General features: G+C 71.4%; 15 protein-coding genes. 4 read left to right on the forward strand and 11 right to left on the reverse strand.

The annotated features are described in order from the left end of the window. Positions 1-15 precede the first annotated feature (15 nt). Together PVT71_RS15645 and PVT71_RS15650 are read right to left on the reverse strand one after the other, a co-directional pair. Positions 16-1,227, reverse strand: a complete 1,212-nt coding sequence (locus tag PVT71_RS15645; RefSeq protein WP_353474996.1) for a glycosyltransferase — start codon at positions 1,225-1,227, stop codon at positions 16-18. Then, positions 1,224-3,017 carry an ABC transporter ATP-binding protein gene (locus PVT71_RS15650; RefSeq protein WP_353474997.1) on the reverse strand — a complete coding sequence of 598 codons (1,794 nt, stop codon included), beginning with the start codon at positions 3,015-3,017 and terminating at the stop codon, positions 1,224-1,226. Before PVT71_RS15650 ends, PVT71_RS15645 begins: the two co-directional genes overlap by 4 nt. A gap of 264 nt (positions 3,018-3,281) precedes the next feature. Between PVT71_RS15650 and PVT71_RS15655 the strand changes: the two genes are divergently transcribed. From PVT71_RS15655 to PVT71_RS15665, 3 genes are all read left to right on the forward strand, one after another. Continuing rightward, positions 3,282-4,307, forward strand: coding sequence for a mitochondrial fission ELM1 family protein (locus tag PVT71_RS15655; protein WP_353474998.1), 1,026 nt, complete (start codon positions 3,282-3,284; stop codon positions 4,305-4,307). 250 nt (positions 4,308-4,557) lie between these two features. Further along, on the forward strand, positions 4,558-6,153 hold the full coding sequence (locus tag PVT71_RS15660; RefSeq protein ID WP_353474999.1) for a BCCT family transporter: 1,596 nt from the start codon (positions 4,558-4,560) through the stop codon (positions 6,151-6,153). 362 nt (positions 6,154-6,515) lie between these two features. Beyond that, positions 6,516-8,921 carry a membrane-bound PQQ-dependent dehydrogenase, glucose/quinate/shikimate family gene (locus PVT71_RS15665; RefSeq protein ID WP_353475000.1) on the forward strand — a complete coding sequence of 802 codons (2,406 nt, stop codon included), beginning with the start codon at positions 6,516-6,518 and terminating at the stop codon, positions 8,919-8,921. 55 nt (positions 8,922-8,976) lie between these two features. On the opposite strand, the gene PVT71_RS15670 is transcribed toward PVT71_RS15665, so the two are convergent. From PVT71_RS15670 to PVT71_RS15710, 9 genes are all read right to left on the reverse strand, one after another. Next, complete coding sequence (locus PVT71_RS15670; RefSeq protein WP_353475001.1) at positions 8,977-10,473, reverse strand: tripartite tricarboxylate transporter permease; 1,497 nt, start codon at positions 10,471-10,473, stop codon at positions 8,977-8,979. A gap of 9 nt (positions 10,474-10,482) precedes the next feature. Next, positions 10,483-11,100 (reverse strand): tripartite tricarboxylate transporter TctB family protein, encoded by a 618-nt coding sequence (locus PVT71_RS15675; RefSeq protein ID WP_353475002.1) that lies wholly within the window; start codon positions 11,098-11,100, stop codon positions 10,483-10,485. Between the two features lie 4 nt (positions 11,101-11,104). After that, positions 11,105-12,043 carry a tripartite tricarboxylate transporter substrate-binding protein gene (locus PVT71_RS15680; RefSeq protein ID WP_353475003.1) on the reverse strand — a complete coding sequence of 313 codons (939 nt, stop codon included), beginning with the start codon at positions 12,041-12,043 and terminating at the stop codon, positions 11,105-11,107. Between the two features lie 41 nt (positions 12,044-12,084). Further along, positions 12,085-12,600 (reverse strand): hypothetical protein, encoded by a 516-nt coding sequence (locus tag PVT71_RS15685; RefSeq protein ID WP_353475004.1) that lies wholly within the window; start codon positions 12,598-12,600, stop codon positions 12,085-12,087. Between the two features lie 3 nt (positions 12,601-12,603). Continuing rightward, the gene (locus PVT71_RS15690) at positions 12,604-14,583 is read right to left on the reverse strand and encodes a primary-amine oxidase (protein ID WP_353475005.1); all 1,980 of its coding nucleotides are present in this window, start codon (positions 14,581-14,583) and stop codon (positions 12,604-12,606) included. 260 nt (positions 14,584-14,843) lie between these two features. Next, the gene (locus PVT71_RS15695; protein ID WP_353475006.1) at positions 14,844-15,875 is read right to left on the reverse strand and encodes an AraC family transcriptional regulator; all 1,032 of its coding nucleotides are present in this window, start codon (positions 15,873-15,875) and stop codon (positions 14,844-14,846) included. Between the two features lie 123 nt (positions 15,876-15,998). Beyond that, on the reverse strand, positions 15,999-18,239 hold the full coding sequence (locus tag PVT71_RS15700; RefSeq protein WP_353475007.1) for a xanthine dehydrogenase family protein molybdopterin-binding subunit: 2,241 nt from the start codon (positions 18,237-18,239) through the stop codon (positions 15,999-16,001). Further along, positions 18,232-19,257 carry a xanthine dehydrogenase family protein subunit M gene (locus PVT71_RS15705; RefSeq protein WP_353475008.1) on the reverse strand — a complete coding sequence of 342 codons (1,026 nt, stop codon included), beginning with the start codon at positions 19,255-19,257 and terminating at the stop codon, positions 18,232-18,234. The genes PVT71_RS15700 and PVT71_RS15705 overlap by 8 nt, the downstream gene beginning before the upstream one ends. Beyond that, the gene (locus PVT71_RS15710) at positions 19,254-19,754 is read right to left on the reverse strand and encodes a (2Fe-2S)-binding protein (RefSeq protein ID WP_353475009.1); all 501 of its coding nucleotides are present in this window, start codon (positions 19,752-19,754) and stop codon (positions 19,254-19,256) included. Before PVT71_RS15710 ends, PVT71_RS15705 begins: the two co-directional genes overlap by 4 nt. 97 nt (positions 19,755-19,851) lie before the next feature. Here PVT71_RS15710 and PVT71_RS15715 point away from each other — a divergent pair, with 97 nt between their 5' ends. Continuing rightward, complete coding sequence (locus tag PVT71_RS15715) at positions 19,852-20,403, forward strand: helix-turn-helix domain-containing protein (protein WP_353475010.1); 552 nt, start codon at positions 19,852-19,854, stop codon at positions 20,401-20,403. The last annotated feature ends 57 nt before the right edge of the window (positions 20,404-20,460 follow it).

The raw sequence follows: 20,460 nt of genomic DNA on the forward strand, positions 1-20,460 counted from the left end.
ATGTGGGTGTAGGTGTCAGAACGGGTCGGCGCGGAACACCTCCTCGTCCAGCGCGCCCGCCTCGATCGAAACGCCGTTGAAATCGCCTTCCGCCGCCTTGCGGTAGAGCCGGCGCAGCGCCGCGCTCCAGTCCTCGACCCGGTAGCTGCGCAGCACGCGCGCCCGCGCCGAGCGGCCAAGCTCGGCGCGCAGCGCCGGGTCCGCCGCAAGCTCGGCCATGGCGCAGGCCAGCGCCTCGGGCGCGGCCGGGGGCACCCGCCGCCCGACGCTGGCGTCGACCACCGAGAAGGCGCTGCCCGCGGGCGTCGCAATGACCGGCAGCGCGTGGCTCATCGCTTCCAGAAGCGCGATCGACAGCCCCTCGGCGCGCGAGGCGCTGACGTAGACGTCGTGCAGCCGCAGCAGGTCCGGGACATCCCGCCGCGCCCCGAGGAAGGCGACCCGGCCCAGCAGGCCGAGCGCCCGCGCCCGCGCCTCGAGCTCGGCCCGGCAGGTGCCGTCGCCGACGACCGAGAGCCGGAAGTGCACCCCACGCGCCGCCAGCCGTGCGGCGGCGAAGAGCACCGTGTCGACGTCCTTTTCGGGCGAGAGCCGCCCCACCGACAGGAAGCGCACCGGGCCGCCGGGCACCCGGCCGGTGCTCCGGCGCAGCTCGAGCGCCGCCAGCGGCGGCGGCGGCGGCGCGGGATTGGGCAGCACCGCGATGGGCAGCGTGCCGAGACGGGCGCGGTTCTCGCGCGCGACGCTGGCGGCACAGGCGATCGCCCCGAGCGCGGCGCGCCGCAGCGACTGCGCCTCGGCGAGCCCGCGCAGCCTTGCGCGCCGGCCCGGGCCCGGCGGCGGCAGGTGCAGCCCGCCGAGCACCGGCACGCCCGCCAGCCGCCCCGCCGGCGGCGCGACCGTGTTGGCCAGCCGCAGATGCGCATGGACCAGCTGCACCCCGTGCGCGCGCAGCCCCGCGGCGAGGCGGCGCACCAGCCCCGGCAGGCCGCCGGCACCGCGCTTCAGGTAGGTAACCGGCACCCCCGCGCCTTCAAGCCGCGCCGCGTAGGGCGTCTCCAGCGGGCCCGACAGCACGAAGACCCGCAGCGCCAGCCGCTCGATCTGCTGCCGCTCGGCGAGGTAGACCAGCAGCTCCTGCGTGCCGCCCCAGTCGAGGGTGCCGATGACCTGCGCCACGCGCAGCGGCGGCAGTCCGGGCGTCCCCCCGGGCGGCGGCGCGCTCATGTCCCGGCCCGGTGGAAGGCGTGGAATTTCGACTCGCGCCCGGTCAGCTCGGCGTAGCTGCCCTGTTCCAGCACCCGGCCCGCGCCGATCAGGTAGATCAGGTCGCACCCCCGCACCGAGCTCAGCCGGTGCGCCACGATCACCACGGTTGTCCGGCCGCGCAGCCCCTGCACGGCGGCGGTCAGCTCGGCCTCGCTGATCGTGTCGAGCGCCGAGGTCGACTCGTCGAGCACCAGCAGCGCCGGGTCGCGAAAGACCGCCCGGGCGATGCCGATGCGCTGGCGCTGGCCGACCGAGAGGCTCTGGCCGCGCTCGCCAAGCGGCGTCTCGTAGCCCTCGGGCAGCTCGGCGATCAGCCCGTCCAGCCCGGCAAAGCTGCCGGCGCGGCGCAGCGCCTCCGCCGCATCGCCCGCGGGCGCGAAGCCGAAACGGATGTTGTCGCCGATCGTGCCCTCGATCATGCAGCTGTCCTGCGGCACATAGGCCACCGAGCGCCGCCAGCGCGCGAGATTGCCCGCCTCGATGCGGGTGCCGTCGACGTAGAGCCCGCCGGTATCGGGGCGGATGAGCCCGGTCATCATGTCGAGGATGGTGCTCTTGCCCGCGCCGGTGGCGCCGACCAGCCCGACGATCTGCCCCGCCGGGACCCTCAGGTCGAGGTCCCGGATGAGCTGGCCCCGGCCGTCGGGATAATCGTAGCCGACCCCGCGCAGCTCCAGCGCCTCCCGGAGCGGCAGCCCCTCGCCCGGCAGCGCGTCCGACAGGCCCAGCCCCTCGACCGCGGCAAGGTCGGCGTGCAGCTCGTCCACCGCCGGAAGATCGCCGCGCAGCGCCGCGGCCGAGGCATAGATGCGTTGCAGCGCCGGAAAGAGCCGCGCCGCGGCAAAGGCGTAGAGCGCGACGACGGGCAGCGCGCTGCTGCCCTCGCCCTGTTCCACCAGCGTCCAGACCACCAGCAGGATCATCGTGCCGAAGGTCAGCACCTCGAGCACCGACTTCGGCACGTCGCGCAGCAGGTCGGCGGTGGTCGTCGCCTCGGCACGGCGGCGGAAGGCGCTCTCGAAGCGGTCGAGATAGCTCTGCTCCATGCCGTAGAGCTTGACCTCGCGCGAGCCCGCCAGCGCCTCGCTCAGAAGCCGCGCGGTCTCGCGCGTGGCGCGCATGCGCTCGGCGCCGACCCGGCGCATCGGCCCGCGCACCGCGGCGAAGATCGCGCCGTAGCCGAGCCCCAGCAGCAGCCCCATCGTCAGCGCCGCGCGCGGCTCGACCACCACCAGCATGATCGCCAGCGAGGCCGCGGTGCTGACCCCGGTGAGCAGGCGCACGGCGTTCATCATCACCCCGTTCACCACCCGCTCGACCTCGGACTGGATGTTGCTCACCAGCTCCGCCGAGTGCCGCCGCAGCCGCGTGTCGAGCGGCGCGCGCATGTAGCGCGACACCAGCCGCGAGGCGAGGCTCACGCTCTGGCCCCGCACGAAACCGCGCAGGAAGGTATGGCCCCAGATGCGGAAGAGGATGGCCGCGGTCAGCATCCCGAGCGAGCCGAGCGCCAGCAGCACCAGGAACCCCGTCTCGCCCTCGATGCCGAGCGCGCCGCGCAGCGCCGCGAGCCGCGGGTTCTCGAGCGCCGCCTGCGGGCGCGCCGCGACCATCAGGAAGGGCGCTATAGACAGCACCGCCGCCATGTCGGCGAGCCCCATGCCGATGCTGACGGCAAACACCCGCCAGAGCCGGCGGCGGGCGCGGCTGTCGAGCAGGAAGAGGATGCGATCCATCGTGCCGCCCAAGACAATCTCCCATGGGCTTCGCGGTCGAAATGCATGTTGCCGCCTTGCGGGACCGGAAGGCCCGGCGCGGGGCGGATGAAATATGTCGTCTGGAAATCGAGACCTCAGGATCGCCGATCCGGGCCGGAGAGCAAGGCTTTCCTCCGCCGGTGCCGGACCGTGCCCGGTCGCGCGGCGGAATCCCGCCGGTGCGCCCCGGGGGCGCCGCCCGGCCGTGCAGCAGGGCGGCTTGCCCCGTGCCGGGCGGCGGATAAGCTCGCCGCGATGACACAGCCTGACTTCGGCCCCATGGCCGACCCTTCGGATCGCGCCGCGGTGGTGTGCCTGACGCTGGGCGACGGCGGGACCCGGGCGCAGGCGCTCGGCCTTGCCGAGGCGCTGGCCCGCCGCTTCGACGCGCTCCTCGAGGAGCGGCGCTTCGCCTTCCGCCGCTGGTCGCGGCGGCTCTCGGCCCGGGCCTGGCACGGCGCGGCTCGGGTGGTTCCCGGCTGGCCCGAACTCGGGCTGGCGGAGGGCGCGCGGGTCATGGCGCCGCTGCCCACGGGCGGACCCGCCATCGTGCTCGGCGCGGGACGCCACGCCGCGCCGCTGGTCGCGGCGCTCTCGCGCCGGACCGCCGCGGCGGCGGTGATGATCCTCGACCCGGAACTGCCGCACGCGCTGTTCGACGCGGTGATCCTGCCCGCGCATGACGGCGTGACGGGCCCTTCGGTGCTGACCACGCTCGGCTCGCTCGGGCGGGTCACGCAGGAAAACATCACCGAGGCGGCGGGTGTGCAGGCGGCCCGCTTCGCCCATCTTCCCGGCCCGCGCCTCGCGGTGCTGCTCGGCGGCCCGGCGCGCGAGTTCACCTGGACCGGCGCCGACACCGGGCGCCTTGTGGCAAGCCTCGCGGCGGTGCAGGGCGCGGGCTGGTCGCTGCTCGTCACCCCCTCGCCGCGCAGCGATCCGGCGGTCATCGCGCAGCTGCGCGCGGCGCTGTCCGCGTCGGGCTGCTGGATCTGGGACGGGCAAGGCACGAACCCCTACCCGGCCCTGCTCGGCCTTGCCGACGCGGTGCTGGTGACCGAAGATTCGGTCAACATGGTCTCGGAGGCCGCCACCAGCGGCCTGCCGGTGCACGCCTTCCGGCTGACCGGGCGCGTGGCGAAGATGGACCGGTTCTACCAGGCGATCGAGGCGCAGGGCGCAGTGCGCGGCTTCCAGGGCACGATCGGGCGCTGGAGCTACCCGCCGCTCGACGAGACCGCCCGCATCGCCGCGATCCTCGGCAGCCGCCACCTGCGCTGAGCGCCCCGCCGCGGGCGGCGTTTTCAAATAGTCTCACAACAATTCGCCGCCACGCTTGCGCCATTCCCCGGGCCGCGACGCGGCCGTGTCACCCCCAAGGCCGAAACGCGGCCATCCCACCCCCAGGCCGCGAAGCGGCCGTCCCACCTCAAGGCGCCCCGCAGGGCAGCCCGTTCCCGAACGCGCCGGCCCCCATGGCCCGGCCGAAGGCCCCCCTGTGCCGCGCGCCCCTCCCCGAGGAGACCGCCCCATGCCCGCAGAGACCCGGACCGCGCAATTGCAGCTGAGGACGGTGCCCCAAGGCTTCTACCGCGGGTTCAACCCGGCCGTGTCGATCACCGCCAAGGCGCTCATCGTCGCGCTCATGCTGCTGATCCTGCTGGCGCCGGGACCGGCCACGGGCGAGCTGCAGGCGCTGAAGGACCTGGTGCTCACCCGCTTTGCCGGCTGGTACATCTACCTGCTGGCGGGCTTCGTGCTCTTCAACCTCGTGGTGATCTGCCTGCCGGTCTCGGGACGGCTGCGGCTCGGCCCGCCGGGCGCGCGGCCCGAGATCGGCACCTTCTCGTGGCTGGCGATGATGTTCTGCGCGGGGATCGGCATCGGCATCCTCGTCTTTTCCGTGAGCGAGCCGGTGTCCGACTTCCTCGCCAATCCCGACATCCTCGCCGGTGAGCTGCCCGCCGCCCGGCCCGAGACGCTGACCTCCGCCATGCGCTTCGTGTTTTTCCACTGGGGGCTCTCGGCCTGGAGCAGCTACGTCATCGTCGGGCTGGCGCTCGGGCTCGCCTGCCACCGCAACGGCCACCCGCTCACCATGCGCTCGGCGCTCGAGCCGCTGGTCGGCAAGCGGCTCGAGGGGCGGCTCGGCGACGTGATCGACGTGCTGGCCATCCTCGCGACGGTCTCGGGCATCGCGACCACGATCGTGCTCGGGCTCGAACACATCTGCTCGGGCCTCTCGGAGCTGACCGGCAGCGCGTTCTTCGCCGACCAGGCCGGCAACCCGCCGCTGGTCGCGCTGCTGACCGCGCTGGTCCTCGCCCTCGCCGCGACCATCGCCTCGATCTGCTCGGGGATGGAGCGCGGGGTGAAATGGACCTCGCATTGCGGCATCGCGCTGGCCTTCGTGGTGCTGGCGGTCTTCGTGGTCTGCGGCGGCGGCACCGGGGTGATCCGCGTCTTCGCCGAGAGCCTCTGGCACTACGCCGCAACGCTGCCGCGCCAGATGGTGACGCTCTACGACCCGGTCGCCGAGCGCGCCGAGCACCTCTGGCAGGGCGACTGGACGATCTTCTACTGGGCATGGTGGATCGCCTTCGCCCCCTTCGTCGGGCTCTTCCTCGTGCGCATCTCGAGGGGGCGGACGGTGCGCGAGTTCATCCTCGGCGCGATGCTCGGCCCGTCGCTCATGTGCTTTGCCTGGTTCTCGGGCACCGGCGGCTCGGCGCTGCTGATGGAGATCGACGGCCGCGCCGGCGGCACGATCCTCGGGGCCGAGCACGCCTACCGGCTGGTCGCGGCGGTGAACGTGATGCTGGGGCCGACCGGGGCGGCGCTGATGACCGGCGTTCTGACCCTGCTCTTCGTGGTGCTGATCATGGCCTCCTCGACCGCCGCGATCATCGCCATCAAGTCGATCGGCGCGGCGGGCAGCCCGCTGGGCGAGACGCCGCTGCACTCGATGCTCTGGGCCGTGGCGATCGCCGCGCTGACCGGGGCGATCATTGCTGCGGGCGGGATCGGGGCAATCCGCGACGCCATGCTGGTGATGACGCTGCCCTTCTCGCTGGTGCTGGCGGCGATGTTCCTCGCGGTGCTCCGGCAGCTGCTGCGCGGGGCCTGAGCCCCGACGATACCCGGCCTCTGCGGAGTGACTTCGCGGCACATCCCCTCCCGGCACCTTGAAAATGACCGGCGGTCACAATATTCCTGACCGCTGGTCATTTTCGGACAGCGCCACCTCTCTCGAAGCCGCAGACGGGGTCGCACGCGCTCCGACAAGCAGAAGGCTGGCCGAGGGGTGCAGGACACAACCGTCACGCAAGGCAGGACCGCGCGCCGCGAAACGCGCGCCGATCCCGCTTGCCGAGGGGGCTCGCCCCGTTGGCCCGGCGCCGCGTCCGCTCCCTTGCGGGCAGCGCCATCCGTCCGTTCCGCGCGCGCCGGCGCGCTCTTCCTCATCCTTGAAACCATGGGAGAATCCCTGTGACCGAGGTCGCAAAACGCCCCCGTCCGTCCGCCCTGCTCTGGGCCTTCGGACTTCTTCTCGCCGTCGTCGGGCTCGTGCTTGCCGCCGGCGGCATCTACCTCATCAGCCTTGGCGGGTCGTGGTACTACGGTATCGCGGGCCTGCTCATGCTCGTCTCCGCCGTCCTGACCTTCCGGGGCCGGGCCGCGGGGCTCACGCTCTTCCTCGCGCTCTTCGCGGGCACCGTGGTCTGGTCGTTCTGGGAGGCCGGGCTTGACTTCTGGGCCCTGGTGCCGCGCCTCGTCGCGCCGGTCTTCATGGCGGCGCTGGCGCTGCTGCTGCTGCCCGCCGCCCGTCGCCACGAAGGCAAGCCCGCCTGCGCCCTCGGCCTGCGGCTCGGCGGCCTTGGCATGCTGGCCGTCTTCGCCGGCTTCCTCGGCCTGATGTTCGTGCCGCACAACGTGGTGCAGAACGACCTGCCGATCGTGCCGGGCGAGGTTTCGGCCGCGACCGAGACCTCCGGCGAGAGCTGGCTCTCCTGGGGTAAGACCACCGAGGGCACGCGCTTCTCGACCGCCGGGCAGATCACCCCGGAGAACGTTGGCGAGCTCGAGGTCGCCTGGACCGCGCACACCGGCTTCGTCGCCGACCAGAGCAAGGATCTGCAGGACCAGAACACCCCGCTCTACGTCGACGGCACGCTCTACCAGTGCGCCGCCGCCTCGCAGGTCACCGCGCTTGACGGCACCACCGGCGAGATCAAGTGGCAGTTCGACCCCGAGGGCGCCTCGCCGCTGTGGAAGCGCTGCCGGACCATGGGCTATTACGAGCCGCCCGCCGGCGACGACTGCGGCCCGCGCATCGTGATGACCACCACCGACATGCGCCTCATCTCGCTCAAGGCCGAGACCGGCGAGGTGTGCGAGAGCTTCGGCGAGGGCGGCACGGTCGACCTTGCCGAGGGGATGACCCAGCTGACGCCGCAGAGCGATCTCGACGGCGCCGCCGAGGTCTCGCCGCTGCCGGGCTTCCTCGCCCAGACCACCGGGCCGTTCATCGGCCGGGGCAAGATCGTGCTCGGCGGCTGGGTCGCCGACAACATCAGCCGCGGCGAGCCCTCGGGCGTCGTGCGCGCCTTCAACGCGCTCACCGGCGAGCTCGAATGGGCCTGGGACCTCGGCAATCCCGAGATCACCAAGCTGCCGCCGGAAGGCGAAGGCTACACCAAGGGCACGCCCAACGTCTGGAGCGGCATCGCCATCGACGAGGAACTGGGCATGGTCTACCTGCCCATGGGCAACGCCACGCCGGACTACTACGGCGGCGCGCGGCGCGACATCGACGACGAGTATGGCGCGGCGCTGGTGGCGCTCAACCTCGACGACGGCCGCGAAGCCTGGCACTTCAGCACCGTGCACCATGACATCTGGGACTACGACCTGCCGGCGCAGCCCGCGCTCGCGGACATCCCCGACGGCAAGGGCGGCACCGACAAGGCGATCATCCAGGTCACCAAGCGCGGCCAGATCTTCGTGCTCGACCGGCGCACCGGCACGCCGCTGAAGAAGGTCGTCGAGAAACCCGTGCCCGCCTCGGACGGCAAGATCGAGGGCGAGTACTACTCGGAGACCCAGCCCTATTCGGTCGAGATGCCCACCATCGCGGCGGATCACCTGACCGAGGCCTCGATGTGGGGCGCGACGCCGATCGACCAGATGCTCTGCCGCATCATGTTCAGGAGCTACCGCTACGAGGGCGAGTTCACCACGCAGTCGACCGACAAGACGCTGATGAACCCGGGCAACGGCGGCGGCTTCAACTGGGCCTCGGTCTCCTACGACCAGACGCGCAACCGCATGATGGTCGTCGACATGCGCATGCCCACGGTGAACTGGCTGATCCCGCGCGACGAGTACGGCGACACCAGCGAGCTGGTGATGAACTCGCACGGCCGCTCGCCGCAGTTCGGCCTGCCCTACGGCCACGACCTGCACAACTTCATGTCGCCGCTCGGCGTGCCCTGCATCACCCCGCCCTGGGGCATGGTCTCGGCCATCGACCTCGCGACCGGGCAGATCGCCTGGCAGCAGCCGGCGGGCACCTCCGAGGACACGCCGCTCGGCACCCTCGGCAAGAGCCCCCTCAAGGCGCAGATCGGCATGCCGGGCATGGCGGGCCTCGTCTCGACCAAGTCGGGCCTGTCGTTCCACTCGGGCACCCAGGACTACTACCTGCGCGCCTATGACACCGAGACCGGTGACATCCTGTGGAAGGGCCGCCTGCCCTCGGGCTCGCAGGCCGCGCCGATGACCTACATCGGCAAGGACGGCCGGCAGTACGTGGTGCTGACCGCCGGGGGCGCGCGGTACAACCCGTTCGACCAGTCGGACTGGATCATCGCCTACGCCCTGCCGAAGAAGTGAGACAACGACCCCCGCGCCACCCGGCGCGGGGGTTTTCGCATGGGCTGTGGCGCTCTCAGGCCCCGGCCTTCTCCGCGCGCCGCTGCAGCGCCTGCCGCCGCAGCGAGGCGACATGGCCGACGACAAGCGCGAGGATCGCCAGCCCGAGGAAGGCCGCGACCGGGCGCTCGAAGAAATCGGTGAAGACCTCGACCCGCGCCATCGCCGGGCGGAACTTCGTCTCCATGATCCCGCCCAGCACCAGCCCGAGGATGATCGGCACCGGCGGCAGGTCCTGCCGCTTCAGCACCAGCCCGATCCAGCCGAAGACCGCCGCGAGCACGCAGTCGGTGATCGAGTTGCGCAGGCTGTAGACCCCGACGAAGCTCATCGTCAGGATCATCACCCCGAGGAAGCGCGTCGGGATGCGGATGATCTTCAGCAGAAGGTTGGACGAGACCATCATGAAGAGCACGACGATCACGTTGAGCAGGATCATCGCGGCGTAAAGCGCGTAGACGAAGTCGATCTGCCCCTGGAAGAGCTGCGGGCCGGGGATCACGTTGTGCACGTAGAAGACCGAGAGCATCATCGCGGTCAGCGCCTCGCCCGGGATGCCGAGCGCAAGGAGCGGGATCATCGCGGCGGCGGGCACGGCGTTGTTGGCCGACTCCGAGGCGACGAGCCCCTCTGGGCTGCCCTTGCCGAAGGCGTCCGGGTCCTTCGAGGTCTTCTGCGCGTAGGTGTAGCTGAGGAATTGCGCGGTGAACTCGCCCACGCCGGGGATCATCCCCATCAGCACGCCGAAGCCAGAGCCCACCGCGACGATCCGCTTGTAGCGGAAGGTGCCCAGCATCGCCCGCCCCATCGAGCCGCGGATCGGCTTCGCCTCGGGGGCCTCGTCGGGGCCGGAAAGCAGCACGAAGGCCTGGCTCAGCGCGAAGAGCCCCAGCACCACGACGATGAGATCGAAGCCCGAGGCGAGCCACGGCTGGTCGAAGGTGAAGCGCTGGGTGTACTTGAGCGGCTCGAGCCCGACGGTTCCGAGGAACACGCCGAAGCCCGCCAGCATCCCGGCGGCAAGGCTCTGGCCCCGGTGCGCGATCACCACCAGCACGAGGCCGAGCAGCGCCGCGAGGAAGATCTCCTTCGAGCCGAACATGGGCGCCACCTTCGCCAGCACCGGCGAGAGCAGGATCAGCGCGAGGATCGACAGGATGCCGCTGCCGAACGAGGCGCCATAGGCCAGCCCCAGCGCCCTCAACGCCTCGCCGCGCTTGGTCATCGGGTGGCCGTCATAGGTGGTGAGCGCGTTGACCGCGGTGCCCGGCGTGTTGATCAGGATCGCCGGCAGCGCGCCGCCGAACATCGACGAGCCGTAGATACCGAGCAGCATGACCAGCCCGACCAGCGGCGGCAGAGCGAAGGTCGCGGGCAACAGGATGGCGATCGCCACCGCCGGGCCGACCCCGGGGATGGCGCCGATGATCACCCCGCCGACCGAGCCGATCAGCAGGGCCATCAGCACGTCGAGATGCATCAGCATGCCGATGCCGGAAAGAAGCATGTCCATGTCGGGCCCTCAGAAACGGGTCATCAGGAACGAGCGGAAACCGCCCGGCGGAAGCAGCTCGTAGATCGCGCCCGAGGGGATGTTGACGCCGAGCAGGCTGCGGAACACCAGCACCACGCAGAGCGCGAAGAGCAGCGCGATCCCCATCCAGCGCGCCGAGCGGTAGCCCAGCCGCCAGCCGAGCGCAGAGGTAAAGCCGAGCGTCGACAGGAGGTACCCGGCCCATGGCACCAGTTGCACGTAGGCCAGGAACCACAGCGCGAATTCCAGCGGCCGCAGCCAGCCCAGCAGCTCCTGCCGCAGACCGCCGGCGGGCCGCGCCGCAAGGGCGCGCAGCAGGTGCCCGCCGGAGAAGACCAGCATCGTCAGGATCGCCACCGCCGGCCAGAAGCGCGGCTGCACGAAGGGCTTGGTGCGCGGCAGCCACTCGGTCTGCCAGGGCAGCAGCAGCAAAAGCAGCAGCGACAGGCCGAAGAAGGCGGCGGCGAAGACCACCTCTCCGGGCCCGGCGTCGCGGCGGCCGGTGACGTCGCGCATCCGGATCGTGCGGATCACGCGCTGGAAGCGGCTGCCGATGCGCTGCCCCGGGCGTGGAGGGATGTCCACGCCCGGCACCGGTTTGGTCATGCTCTCACTCATCGAGCAGCTCGGCGATCTTGGCCCGCGCCGCCATGTCGGCCTGGAGCTGCGCCTCGGCCTCCGCCGCGTCCTGCCAGTAGATCAGCGCGCCGGTGTCGGCGGCGAGCTTCTTGGCCGCGTCCGAGGCCATGACCTTCTCGGCCACCGCGGCGATCTTGTCGCGCGCCTCCAGCGGCACGTCCGACTTGACGAAAAGCCCGTTCCAGAGCGCGAGGTTCAGCTCGGGCAGCACCTCGCCGACGGTCGGCGTCTCGGGGGTCAGCGGGATGCGCTCCGAGCCGATCGAGGCCAGCACCTTGATGTCGCCGAGGCAGGGGAAGACCTGCTGCAGCGTGGTGTTCATCACGTCGACGTCGCCCGAGGCGAGCGTGTTGCAGTCGAGCGCGTCGAAGGCGCTCTCGTAGGCGAAGTCGAAGCCCTTGGCCTTGGCCACGGCGAAGGTGATCTGCGTCGGCGTCAGCATGGCGCCGAAATGGCCGAGCGCGACGTCGTTCTCCCTGGCGTAGTCCGCCAGCTCGTCGAGCGAGGAATAGGGCGCGTCACCCGAGGTGGCGATGACGAAGGGATAGGTGACGAAGATGCCGACCGGCTCGAACGGGTTCGGCGACAGCTGCGGGATGCCGATCTCGGGACCGGAAAGCGGCACGTCCGACACGAAGGAGCCGATGGTGTAGCCGTCCGCCGGGGCGCCGGCCACCTCGACCGCGCCGGGGAACGGGCCGCCGCCGCCGCCGGGCTTGTTCACCACCGCCGCGGCGACGCCGTAGTCCTTCTGGAACTCGTCGGCGATCATCCGGGTCAGGATGTCCTCGAGGTCGCCGGGCGGGAAGGGAATGACGAACTCGACCGGCTTCTCCGGGTAGTCCGCCAGCGCGGCCAGCGGAAGGGCCGCAAGGACGCCAGTGAGGGCGAGCGGGGCAATGCGTGTCATGGTCAGTCTCCTGTTGGGTTTGTTGGTCTTCTTGTTGTTCTTCAGGTGAGGCCCACGCCCATTCCGGCGGTGGCCAGCGTCATCGGCGCGATCTCGCCCAGCCGGGCGAAGTCTCCGCGCCAGAGCGCGCGCAGGCAGAGCAGCAGTCCGAACCCGGCGTAGAGCGCCAGCGCCAGCGCCGCGCCCTGCAAATAGAAGTCCGGCCCCGGCATCGGCAGTCGGGTGAGCCCCTGCACCGTGAGCAGCGGGATCGCGCCGCTGGCGCAGAGCGCGCTGCCGTTGAGGACGAAGAGCGCCCCCAGCACCAGCGCCATCACGAGGTTCGACGCCGCCCGGTTCGCGCAGAGCGCCGGGGCAGACCCCCGCGCGGCAAGAGGCACCAGCGCCAGCAGCGCCCCCGCCCCCAGCACCAGACCGGCCGCCCCCCCGGCCATGGCAACCGCCATGGCCAGAAGCGAGGCCAGCGCCGCCCCGCGCTGCGCCCGACCTGCCCCGGCCATGCAGCCGAAGGTGCCAAGCGCCGCGAGGGCCAGCAGGGTCAGGTGCCAGCCGGACACGGGCTATTCCGCCGCGACCTTGTTCGACCGGCAGCACTTGGCGCCGTTCGGGTCCTTCGGCACGTCCAGCGTCGGGTTGCGGTCGAAGAAGTTCTCGGGGCGCAGCTTGAAGCCCGCGTAGTCCACCGGCATCACCGGCCAGTCCTCGGTGCGCGGGAAATGCGTCAGCCCGAAGGTGTGCCAGACCACGATGTCCTCGCCGTCGACCGAGCGGTTCGCCGCGGCATAGGCCGGAAGCCCCGCGCCGCCCGGGTGCTGGTTCGGCGTGTAGCCCGCTGCCCACATCTCGTCGCGGTCGAAGCGGGTGACCCAGAGCGATCTGGTGGCAAAGCCCGCGCGCTTGCTGATCGAGGCCGCGTCATCCGCCAGCAGCAGCGGCAGCCCCTCGGGGGCCAGCACGTAGGCCGTGGGCTCGCCGAGGTAGTTGGTCGCCTCGGCCGAGGAGATGCGCCAGACCCGGCCCAGCTCGTTCCGCGCGACGCGCTGCGCGTCGCCTTCGGTTTCCAGCCGGGTGATCTGCCGGGTGAAGGCGTTGCCCACCGGGTTGCCCGGCCCCATCGGCACGCGCTTCACGTCGATCTCGTCGACGCGGTTCCTCAGCCCGTCGATGGCAAAGTCGAGCCGCGCCGAGAACATGTGCTGGTGCTGCGGCGCGCCGAGCTGCGGGGCAAGCTCGGTCGCCCATTCATACTCGCCCTCGGGACGCCCCGAGGTGAAGACGATGCCCGTCGCCTTGCACTCGAGCTCGATCTTCCCGTCGAGATAGAAGTACCAGTAGAAGCCGTAGTCGTAGTTGCCGACGGTGACGAAGAAGGACACCACAAGGCGGCGCTGGCGGCGCACGTCGGAGCGGCCGGTGAAGATATCGGTGTGCTTCCAGAGCGTGCCGAAATCCTCCTCGTGGATACAGACGGCGTTCCGGATCTCGATCGGGTTGCAGAAGTCGTCTACCACGGTGGCGTCGACGTAATGGATCTCGCCAAGGCAGTCGCAGCCCAGCACCAGCGAATTCGCCAGCCGCCCGAATTGGTACTCGCCCGCATCGAAGTAGTTCTGCCATTCATGCGTCGGCTGCGGCTCGCCGTAGGGCACCACCATCTCCGACACCGAGGCGCGGTTGAGGATCGACCGCTCGCGGCCGCCGTCGTTGAAGCGGATGTCATGCAGGGTCAGCCCCTCGCGACCGTTGAAGCCGACGCGGACGGACCAGTTCTCCCAGCTGAGCACGTTGTCCTTCATACTGAAGGAGCCGCCCTGCGGCTGGGTGATGTTGAGCGGCTTCATCGTCCGGCGCATCTCGATCGCCGGGTCGAGGTAGTTGTCCTTCTGCTGCGGGACATGGGTGAAGCCGGTGTCGACGAAGCGCAGCACCTTGCGCTCGGTCAGATCGACGTGGCAGACGACGCCCTCGATCGGATGGGCCCAGAGCGCGTGGATGGCATCGGCGCTCGGCGCCTGGAAGCTGAGCACGCGAAGCATGCGGCGGCCCTTCTCCTCCTCGAAGCCGAAGACCCCGGCCGAGAGAGGGCAGCAGAAGACGCTGTCCAGATCGGTGATGCCGCGCTTGGCCAGCGCCTCGACGAAGCGCGGGTCGGCCTTGGCGATCTGCTCGGCGGCGACGTAATCCTCGTCGAGCACCGGGCCCCAGCCGTCGGTCCTGGGATCGAGGCTGCGCTGGCTGATGATCTTCCGCGCCGGGATGTCGACGACGATCTCGGTCAGCGCGCCGGCGGCAAGGTCGGTGACCAGCACGCCGATCTCGCGCGGGACCGGGGCGCCGGGCACGAAGCGCGCCAGCGTCTCGCGGGCCGGCTCGCGCAGCATGACGTAGGAGTAGCGGGTGCTCTCGCCGGCGAAGCCCGCCGCTTCGAGCACGGCCTTCAGCGTGGTGATCTCGGCGGCGCAAATGGGGTCGAGCGGGTGCTTGACGGCTTGCGTGGCGGCGGCCTCGGCGGGCGGGGTCTGGGTGATGGTGTCGCTCATCTCGTCCTCTCGGGTGTCGCGGTTTCCCAAAGGCTGAAGAGAGGCGGCGGGTGCATCTATTGCGAGATGCGCCATAAATTCGATAATTTGCGCCAACTACGCCGCAAAATGCCGATTGGGGCGGTCCGAAGGCGCCGAATAGCCCGGTCTCGCCGCGAAGCTGTCTTCGATTTGCATGTTTGGCGGGCATTTTGTCGCACCCGAAGGGCACCGCGCCCGCAGGGCGCAAAGCCCGCCCGGTCCCGCACGGGGTGAGTCGCCTAGTCCCGGCTGCGCGAGGGCGCCTCTCCGGTCCAGCTGCGCCAGGCGCGCCAGAACACCGTCTCGTCGGAATAGCCGAGCGTCGCCGCCACCGCCTTCAGCCGCGTGCCGGGCCGGGCCAGCTGCGCCTCGGCGATCTGCCGGCGCTCGGCCTGCACCAGCGCGCGCAGCGAGGTGCCCTCCTGCGCGAGGTGGCGCTGCAGGCTGCGCGGCGCCATGCCGAGCGCGGCGGCGATGGCACCAAGGTCCACCGGCGCGCGCCCGAGGTTGCGGCTGACCACCAGCTGCACCCGGTCCGAGACGCTCATCTCGGGATCCTGCGCGCGCACGAGGTCCGAGACATGCCGCTCGATCACCGCGATCAGCCCGGCATCCTCGGTCCGGCGCGGCGTGTCGAGCCCCTCCTCGCCGAAGAGCACCCGGTTGGCGCTCTGCTCGAAGCGCACCGGCGCGCCGAAGAGCCGTTCCAGCAGGTCGGGCCGGCGTGAATGGGCATGGGCGAAATGCACCTCGGCGGGGGACCAGCCCCGGTCGAAGCACTGGCGCAGCAACTGGCAGAGCGACGAGAGCGAGAACTCGGCATCCTGCGCGCCGGAGGCCTTGGCCGCGCCGCGGATCTGGTAGCTGATGCCGAGCCAGCCGGTCTCGTCCGGCTGCTCGGTGAAGGTCATCTCGGTGGCGCTCTGCAGCGCCGCGAGCGCGCCGAGGAACCGGGTGATCCCCAGCCGCAGCGTCGCCGACTGCGCCAGCAAGAGGCCCGTGGGTCCGAGGTCGGCGGGGGTGATCGCCCGGCCGAGCCGCGCCCCCAGCACCGGGTCATGCGCGGCGCGGGCGGCGGCCTCGAAAAGGCGCAGGTAGGCGGCGAGGGGGATTTCCTCGTAGGGATCGCGCAGCGCGCCCGCCGCCAACCCCTCGGCCGCGAGGATCTCCGCCAGTTCTGCCTCGCGCCCCTCGAAATGGCGCAGCACCGGGGCGAGCGCGGTGGCACGCACGAAGGGCCGGTCATCGGGCAGGCGTTTCGGGAAGGTCATGCGGCAAGGGTCATGCGGCGGGGCGGGCTCCGGTCGGAACGGTCGCTGCCACTATCCTCCGCGTCCTTCCGCAGGGCAAGCCTGCGCCCCGGCGCGCCGCGAGGACGCGCCGGGGTGTGCCCGTCAGATCAGGCTCTCGGGGTGGATCGGGAAGCGCGTCGGCTGGATGCCGGTGGCGTGCCAGACCGCGTTGCCGATGGCCCCGACGGTGCCGGTGACGCCGATCTCGCCGACGCCCTTGATGCCGAGCGCGTTCACGTAGGGGTCGTCCTCGTGCACGGTCAGCGCCTCGATCATCGGCACGTCGGCATTGACCGGCACGTGGTAGCCCGCAAGGTCGGCATTGGTCAGCCGCCCGCTGCGCACGTCATGCACCGCCTCTTCCTGCAGCGCCATGCCGATGCCCCAGATCATCCCGCCCAGCAGCTGGCTGCGCGCCAGCCGCGGGTTGACGATCCGCCCCGCCGCGAAGGCGCCGATCAGGCGGCTGACCCGCACCTGCCCGAGATCGGGATCGACCAGCACCTCGGCGAACACCGCCCCGTGCGAGAACATCGCCCGCTCCGGCTCGCCCTCGCGCGCACCCTTGCCCTCGCCGCGGATGAGCTCGAGCCCGGCCCGCGCGAGGATGTCCTCGTAGGCCTCGGACCGCTCGTCGTCGTTGCGCCAGAGCCGTCCTGCGCGCGCCGTGACCCCGGCATTGCCCGCGCCGAAGAGCGGCGAGGCGGGATCCTTGGTGGCAAGGTCGGCCAGCTGCCGCACCGCGTCCGCGCCGGCGTTGAAGAGCGCCGTGCCGGCAGTGGCGGTGTGGCCAGAGCCGCCCGCGACACCCGCGTCGGGCAGATCGGAATGGCCCGAGCGGAACTCGACCTTGTCGATGTCGATGCCCAACCCGTCGGCGGCGATCTGCGCCAGCGCGGTCCATGCCCCCTGCCCCATATCGGCGGCCGAGGTCTCGACCACCGCGGTGCCGTCGGCGCGCAGCGAGGCATGGGCCGCGGCCTGGAACATCGGGCAGGGAAACTGCGCCGTGCCCATGCCCCAGCCCTTCAGCAGCCGCCCCTCGCGCAGGCTGCGCGGCTCGGCGGGGCGGCCCGCCCAGCCGAAGAGCTTCGCGGCCTCGGCGTAGCACTCGCGCAGGCCCTTCGAGGAAAACACCTGCCCGGTCGAGGGATCGTGCTCGGCGTAGTTCCTCAGGCGGAACTCCAGCGGGTCCATGCCGGCGGCCCGCGCCGCCGCGTCCATGGCGATCTCGAGCGCGGCCGAGCCCGGCGCCTCGCCCGGTGCGCGCATCGGCCCCGGCGTGCCCACATCCGCCCGCCGCCCGTGGTGCGAGGTGCGCAGGTTCGGCGCGGCATAGAGGCTGTGCGAGGCGTTGGACGCGCTCTCGAGGAACTGGTCGAAGCTCGAGGTCAGCGTCACCGTGTCATGTTCGAGCGCGGAGATGTTGCCGCCCTCGTCGAGGTCGATCTGCAGCGCCTGCCGGGTCGGCGCGCGGTGCCCGACCGGCCCGTACATCTGGTCGCGCCGCAGCACCAGCTTCACCGGGCGGCCAAGCTCGCGCGCGGCGAGGATCGCCAGCAGCTGCCCGCCGTAGAGGATCGCCTTGGACCCGAAGCCGCCGCCGATGAACGGGCTGCGCAGCAGGATCTGCGACGGGTCGATCCCGAGGAAGGCGGCGAAGGTCTGCTTCGAGAGGCCGATCGCCTGGTTGGGCGTGTCGAGCTCCAGCCGGTCGCCGTCCCAGCGGGCGGTGATGGCGTGGGGCTCGATGGCGTTGTGGTACTGTTGCGAGGTCTCGACCGTGGCGCTGACGTGATGCGCCGCCCCCGCGCGCGCCGCATCGACGTCGCCCGAGCTGTGCATCGCGGGCCTGCCAAAGACCGTGGTGTCGGTCTCGAAGGGCTCGGCATCGTCGAGCGTCACCCTGTGGGTCTCGGCCTCGTAGCGCGGGGCGAGCAGCCGCGCGCCCTCGGTCGCCGCCTCGAGCGTCTCGGCCAGCACCAGCGCCACCGGCTGCCCGGCATAGCGCACCCGGTCGTCGGTCAGCGTCTCCATCCGCCAGACGAAGAAGTGGATCTTCTCGTCCGGGCTGATCGCGAGCTTCGGCGCGTTGGCATGGGTGTAGACCTTGACCACGCCCGGATGCGCCTCGGCCGCCGCCACGTCGAGATGCGTGACCCGTCCCCTGGCGATGCCTGCGGTGGCGAGCACCGCGTGCAGCAGCCCCTCGGGGCGGTTGTCGGCGGCATAGGTGGCGGCGCCGGTCACCTTGAGGACCCCGTCGCGCCGTGTCAGCGCCTGCCCGGCGCTCGAGCCGAGGCGGACGTGGCCCTGCCCCTGCATGTTCATCAGGTCATCCATTGTCATCTCCTGCAAAGACGGAGGCGGGAAGCGCGGGCAGCCGGTCCGGCGTGCCGGCGGCGGCGCGGTCCAGCGCGCGCAGGGCAATGCGCTGCGCGAGGGGGATCTTGGCGGCGTTGTCGCCCGAGGGGCGCGCGCCCTCGGTGGCAAGCTCGGCGGCGCGGGCAAGGTTCTCGGGCGTGGCGGGCAGACCCTTCAGCGCCGCCTCGGCCTTGCGGCAGCGCCACGGGCGCGCGGCGACACCGCCGAGCGCCAGCCGGGCCTCGGTGATGGTGCCGTCCTCGATCGCCAGCGCAGCGGCGGCCGAGACGATGGCGAAGGCGAAGGAGGTGCGCTCGCGCAGCTTCACGTAGCGCGCATGGCGCGCCAGCGGCCCGGGATCGGGAAGGCGGATGTGGGTGATGATCTCGCCCGGCATGAGCGGCGGCGTTCCGGCCCCTTCGGCATCGGGCAGCGGGTGGAACTCCTCCATCGCCACCTCGCGCAGCCCGCCCGGCCCGGTGATCTCGACCACCGCGTCATAGGCGGCGAGCGCCACGCACATGTCCGACGGGTGCACGGCGATGCAGCCCTCGGTCCAGCCGAGCACCGCGTGGTTCCGCGTCACGCCGCCAAGCGCGCCGCAGCCGCTGCCCGGCTCGCGCCGGTTGCAGGGGGAAAGCGGGTCCTGGAAGTAGCTGCAGCGGGTGGCCTGCATGACGTTGCCGCCGGTGGTCGCAGCGTTGCGCAGCTGCGCCGAGGCCCCCGAGAGCAGCGCCTCGGCCAGCGCGGGATAGCGCGCCAGCACCTGCGCATCGCGCGCGATGTCGGAATTGCGCACCATGGCGCCGATGCGCAGCCCGCCGCCGCTTTCCTCGATCCGGTCGAGCGGCAGATGCGAGATGTCGACAAGACGCTCCGGCGTCGCGACGCCGATCTTCATCAGGTCGAGCAGGTTGGTGCCCCCGGCAAGGAAGGCCCCCTCCGCCCCGACGGCGGCGCCGAGCGTCTCGGCCCGGATGTAGTCGAAGCGGTTCATGCGGTTTCCCTTTCCCCGGTTCCCGCCGCGATCTCGCGGGTGGCCTCGAGCACGGCCTCGGTGATCCCGGCATAGGCGGCGCAGCGGCAGAGGTTGCCGCTCATCCCCTCGCGCACCCGCTCGGGGTCGAGCCCGGCCTCGCCCTCGGCGATGAGCCCGACGGCGGACATGATCTGGCCCGGCGTGCAGTAGCCGCACTGGAAGCCGTCATGGGCGATGAAGGCGGCCTGCACCGGGTGCAGCGTCTCGCCGCGGGCGAGGCCCTCGATGGTGGTGATCTCGGCGCCGTCATGGGAGAGCGCCAGCGCGAGGCAGGAGTTCATCCGCCGCCCGTCGATCAGCACCGTGCAGGCGCCGCACTGGCCGCGGTCGCAGCCCTTCTTGGTGCCGGTGAGGCCGATCCGCTCGCGCAGCACGTCGAGCAGCGTGGCGCGCGGATCGTCGAGGGCGATCTGCTGCGGCACTCCGTTTATTGTGAGATTGAGTGTCGGTGTCATCTTTCCCTCTCTTGCAATAAGCTGGTTGGGAAGCCGGAAGACCCGGCCGTGGATGATTAAATACGGAGGCACCCTCCGTTTTCAAGTGGGTTGACCTATGGAAAGCGAAATAGGCCAGGAAAAGCCGAAGGCGAGGAAGCCGCGGGCCGACACGCTGCGCAACCGCGAGCGGCTGCTGGACGCGGCGCGCGAGGTATTCCGCGAGGAAGGCGGCAGCCTCGAGGCGGTGGCGCGCGAGGCCGGCGTCGGAATCGGCACGCTTTACCGGCACTTCCCGTCTCGCGAGGCGCTGTTCCAGGCGGTCTATGCGCGCGAAGTCGAGACGCTCGAACGCCGCGCCAAGGAGGACGAGCTCGAGGAGTGGATGCGCGGCGCCTTGCGGCTCATGGCCACCAAGAAGGGCATGGTCGCGGCGCTTTCGCCGGTGTTCGAGCCCGACTCGACCTTCTTCGGCGAGCAGTCCCAGCGCCTGCGCGGCGCGGTGGCGGCACTGCACGCGCGCGCCGTCGCGGCCGGCCGGTTGCGCGAGGACGTGACCGCCGAAGACCTGCTGCGCGTGCTGCTCGGCCTCAACTACGGGCCCGGCGCCGACCCCGAGCGCTCGGGCGTGCTGCTCGACGTGTTCCTCGACGGGCTGCGGCCGCGGTAGCGGCGCGTCCCCGCTTGATGCTGTCCCCGCGGGGACAGGCATTTTCGCCTGGCGCCA

Origin of the sequence: Salipiger sp. H15, assembly GCF_040409955.1 — a bacterium.
Taxonomy (GTDB): Bacteria; Pseudomonadota; Alphaproteobacteria; order Rhodobacterales; family Rhodobacteraceae; genus Salipiger.

Bases quoted from the DNA above. Each gene is read 5' to 3' on its own strand.
- PVT71_RS15645 (WP_353474996.1), bottom strand. From the start codon at position 1,227: ATGAGCGCGCCGCCGCCCGGGGGGACGCCCGGACTGCCGCCGCTGCGC.
- PVT71_RS15655 (WP_353474998.1), top strand. From the start codon at position 3,282: ATGACACAGCCTGACTTCGGCCCCATGGCCGACCCTTCGGATCGCGCC.
- PVT71_RS15660 (WP_353474999.1), top strand. From the start codon at position 4,558: ATGCCCGCAGAGACCCGGACCGCGCAATTGCAGCTGAGGACGGTGCCC.
- PVT71_RS15670 (WP_353475001.1), bottom strand. From the start codon at position 10,473: ATGGACATGCTTCTTTCCGGCATCGGCATGCTGATGCATCTCGACGTG.
- PVT71_RS15675 (WP_353475002.1), bottom strand. From the start codon at position 11,100: ATGACCAAACCGGTGCCGGGCGTGGACATCCCTCCACGCCCGGGGCAG.
- PVT71_RS15680 (WP_353475003.1), bottom strand. From the start codon at position 12,043: ATGACACGCATTGCCCCGCTCGCCCTCACTGGCGTCCTTGCGGCCCTT.
- PVT71_RS15690 (WP_353475005.1), bottom strand. From the start codon at position 14,583: ATGAGCGACACCATCACCCAGACCCCGCCCGCCGAGGCCGCCGCCACG.
- PVT71_RS15695 (WP_353475006.1), bottom strand. From the start codon at position 15,875: ATGACCTTCCCGAAACGCCTGCCCGATGACCGGCCCTTCGTGCGTGCC.
- PVT71_RS15700 (WP_353475007.1), bottom strand. From the start codon at position 18,239: ATGGATGACCTGATGAACATGCAGGGGCAGGGCCACGTCCGCCTCGGC.
- PVT71_RS15705 (WP_353475008.1), bottom strand. From the start codon at position 19,257: ATGAACCGCTTCGACTACATCCGGGCCGAGACGCTCGGCGCCGCCGTC.
- PVT71_RS15710 (WP_353475009.1), bottom strand. From the start codon at position 19,754: ATGACACCGACACTCAATCTCACAATAAACGGAGTGCCGCAGCAGATC.
- PVT71_RS15715 (WP_353475010.1), top strand. From the start codon at position 19,852: ATGGAAAGCGAAATAGGCCAGGAAAAGCCGAAGGCGAGGAAGCCGCGG.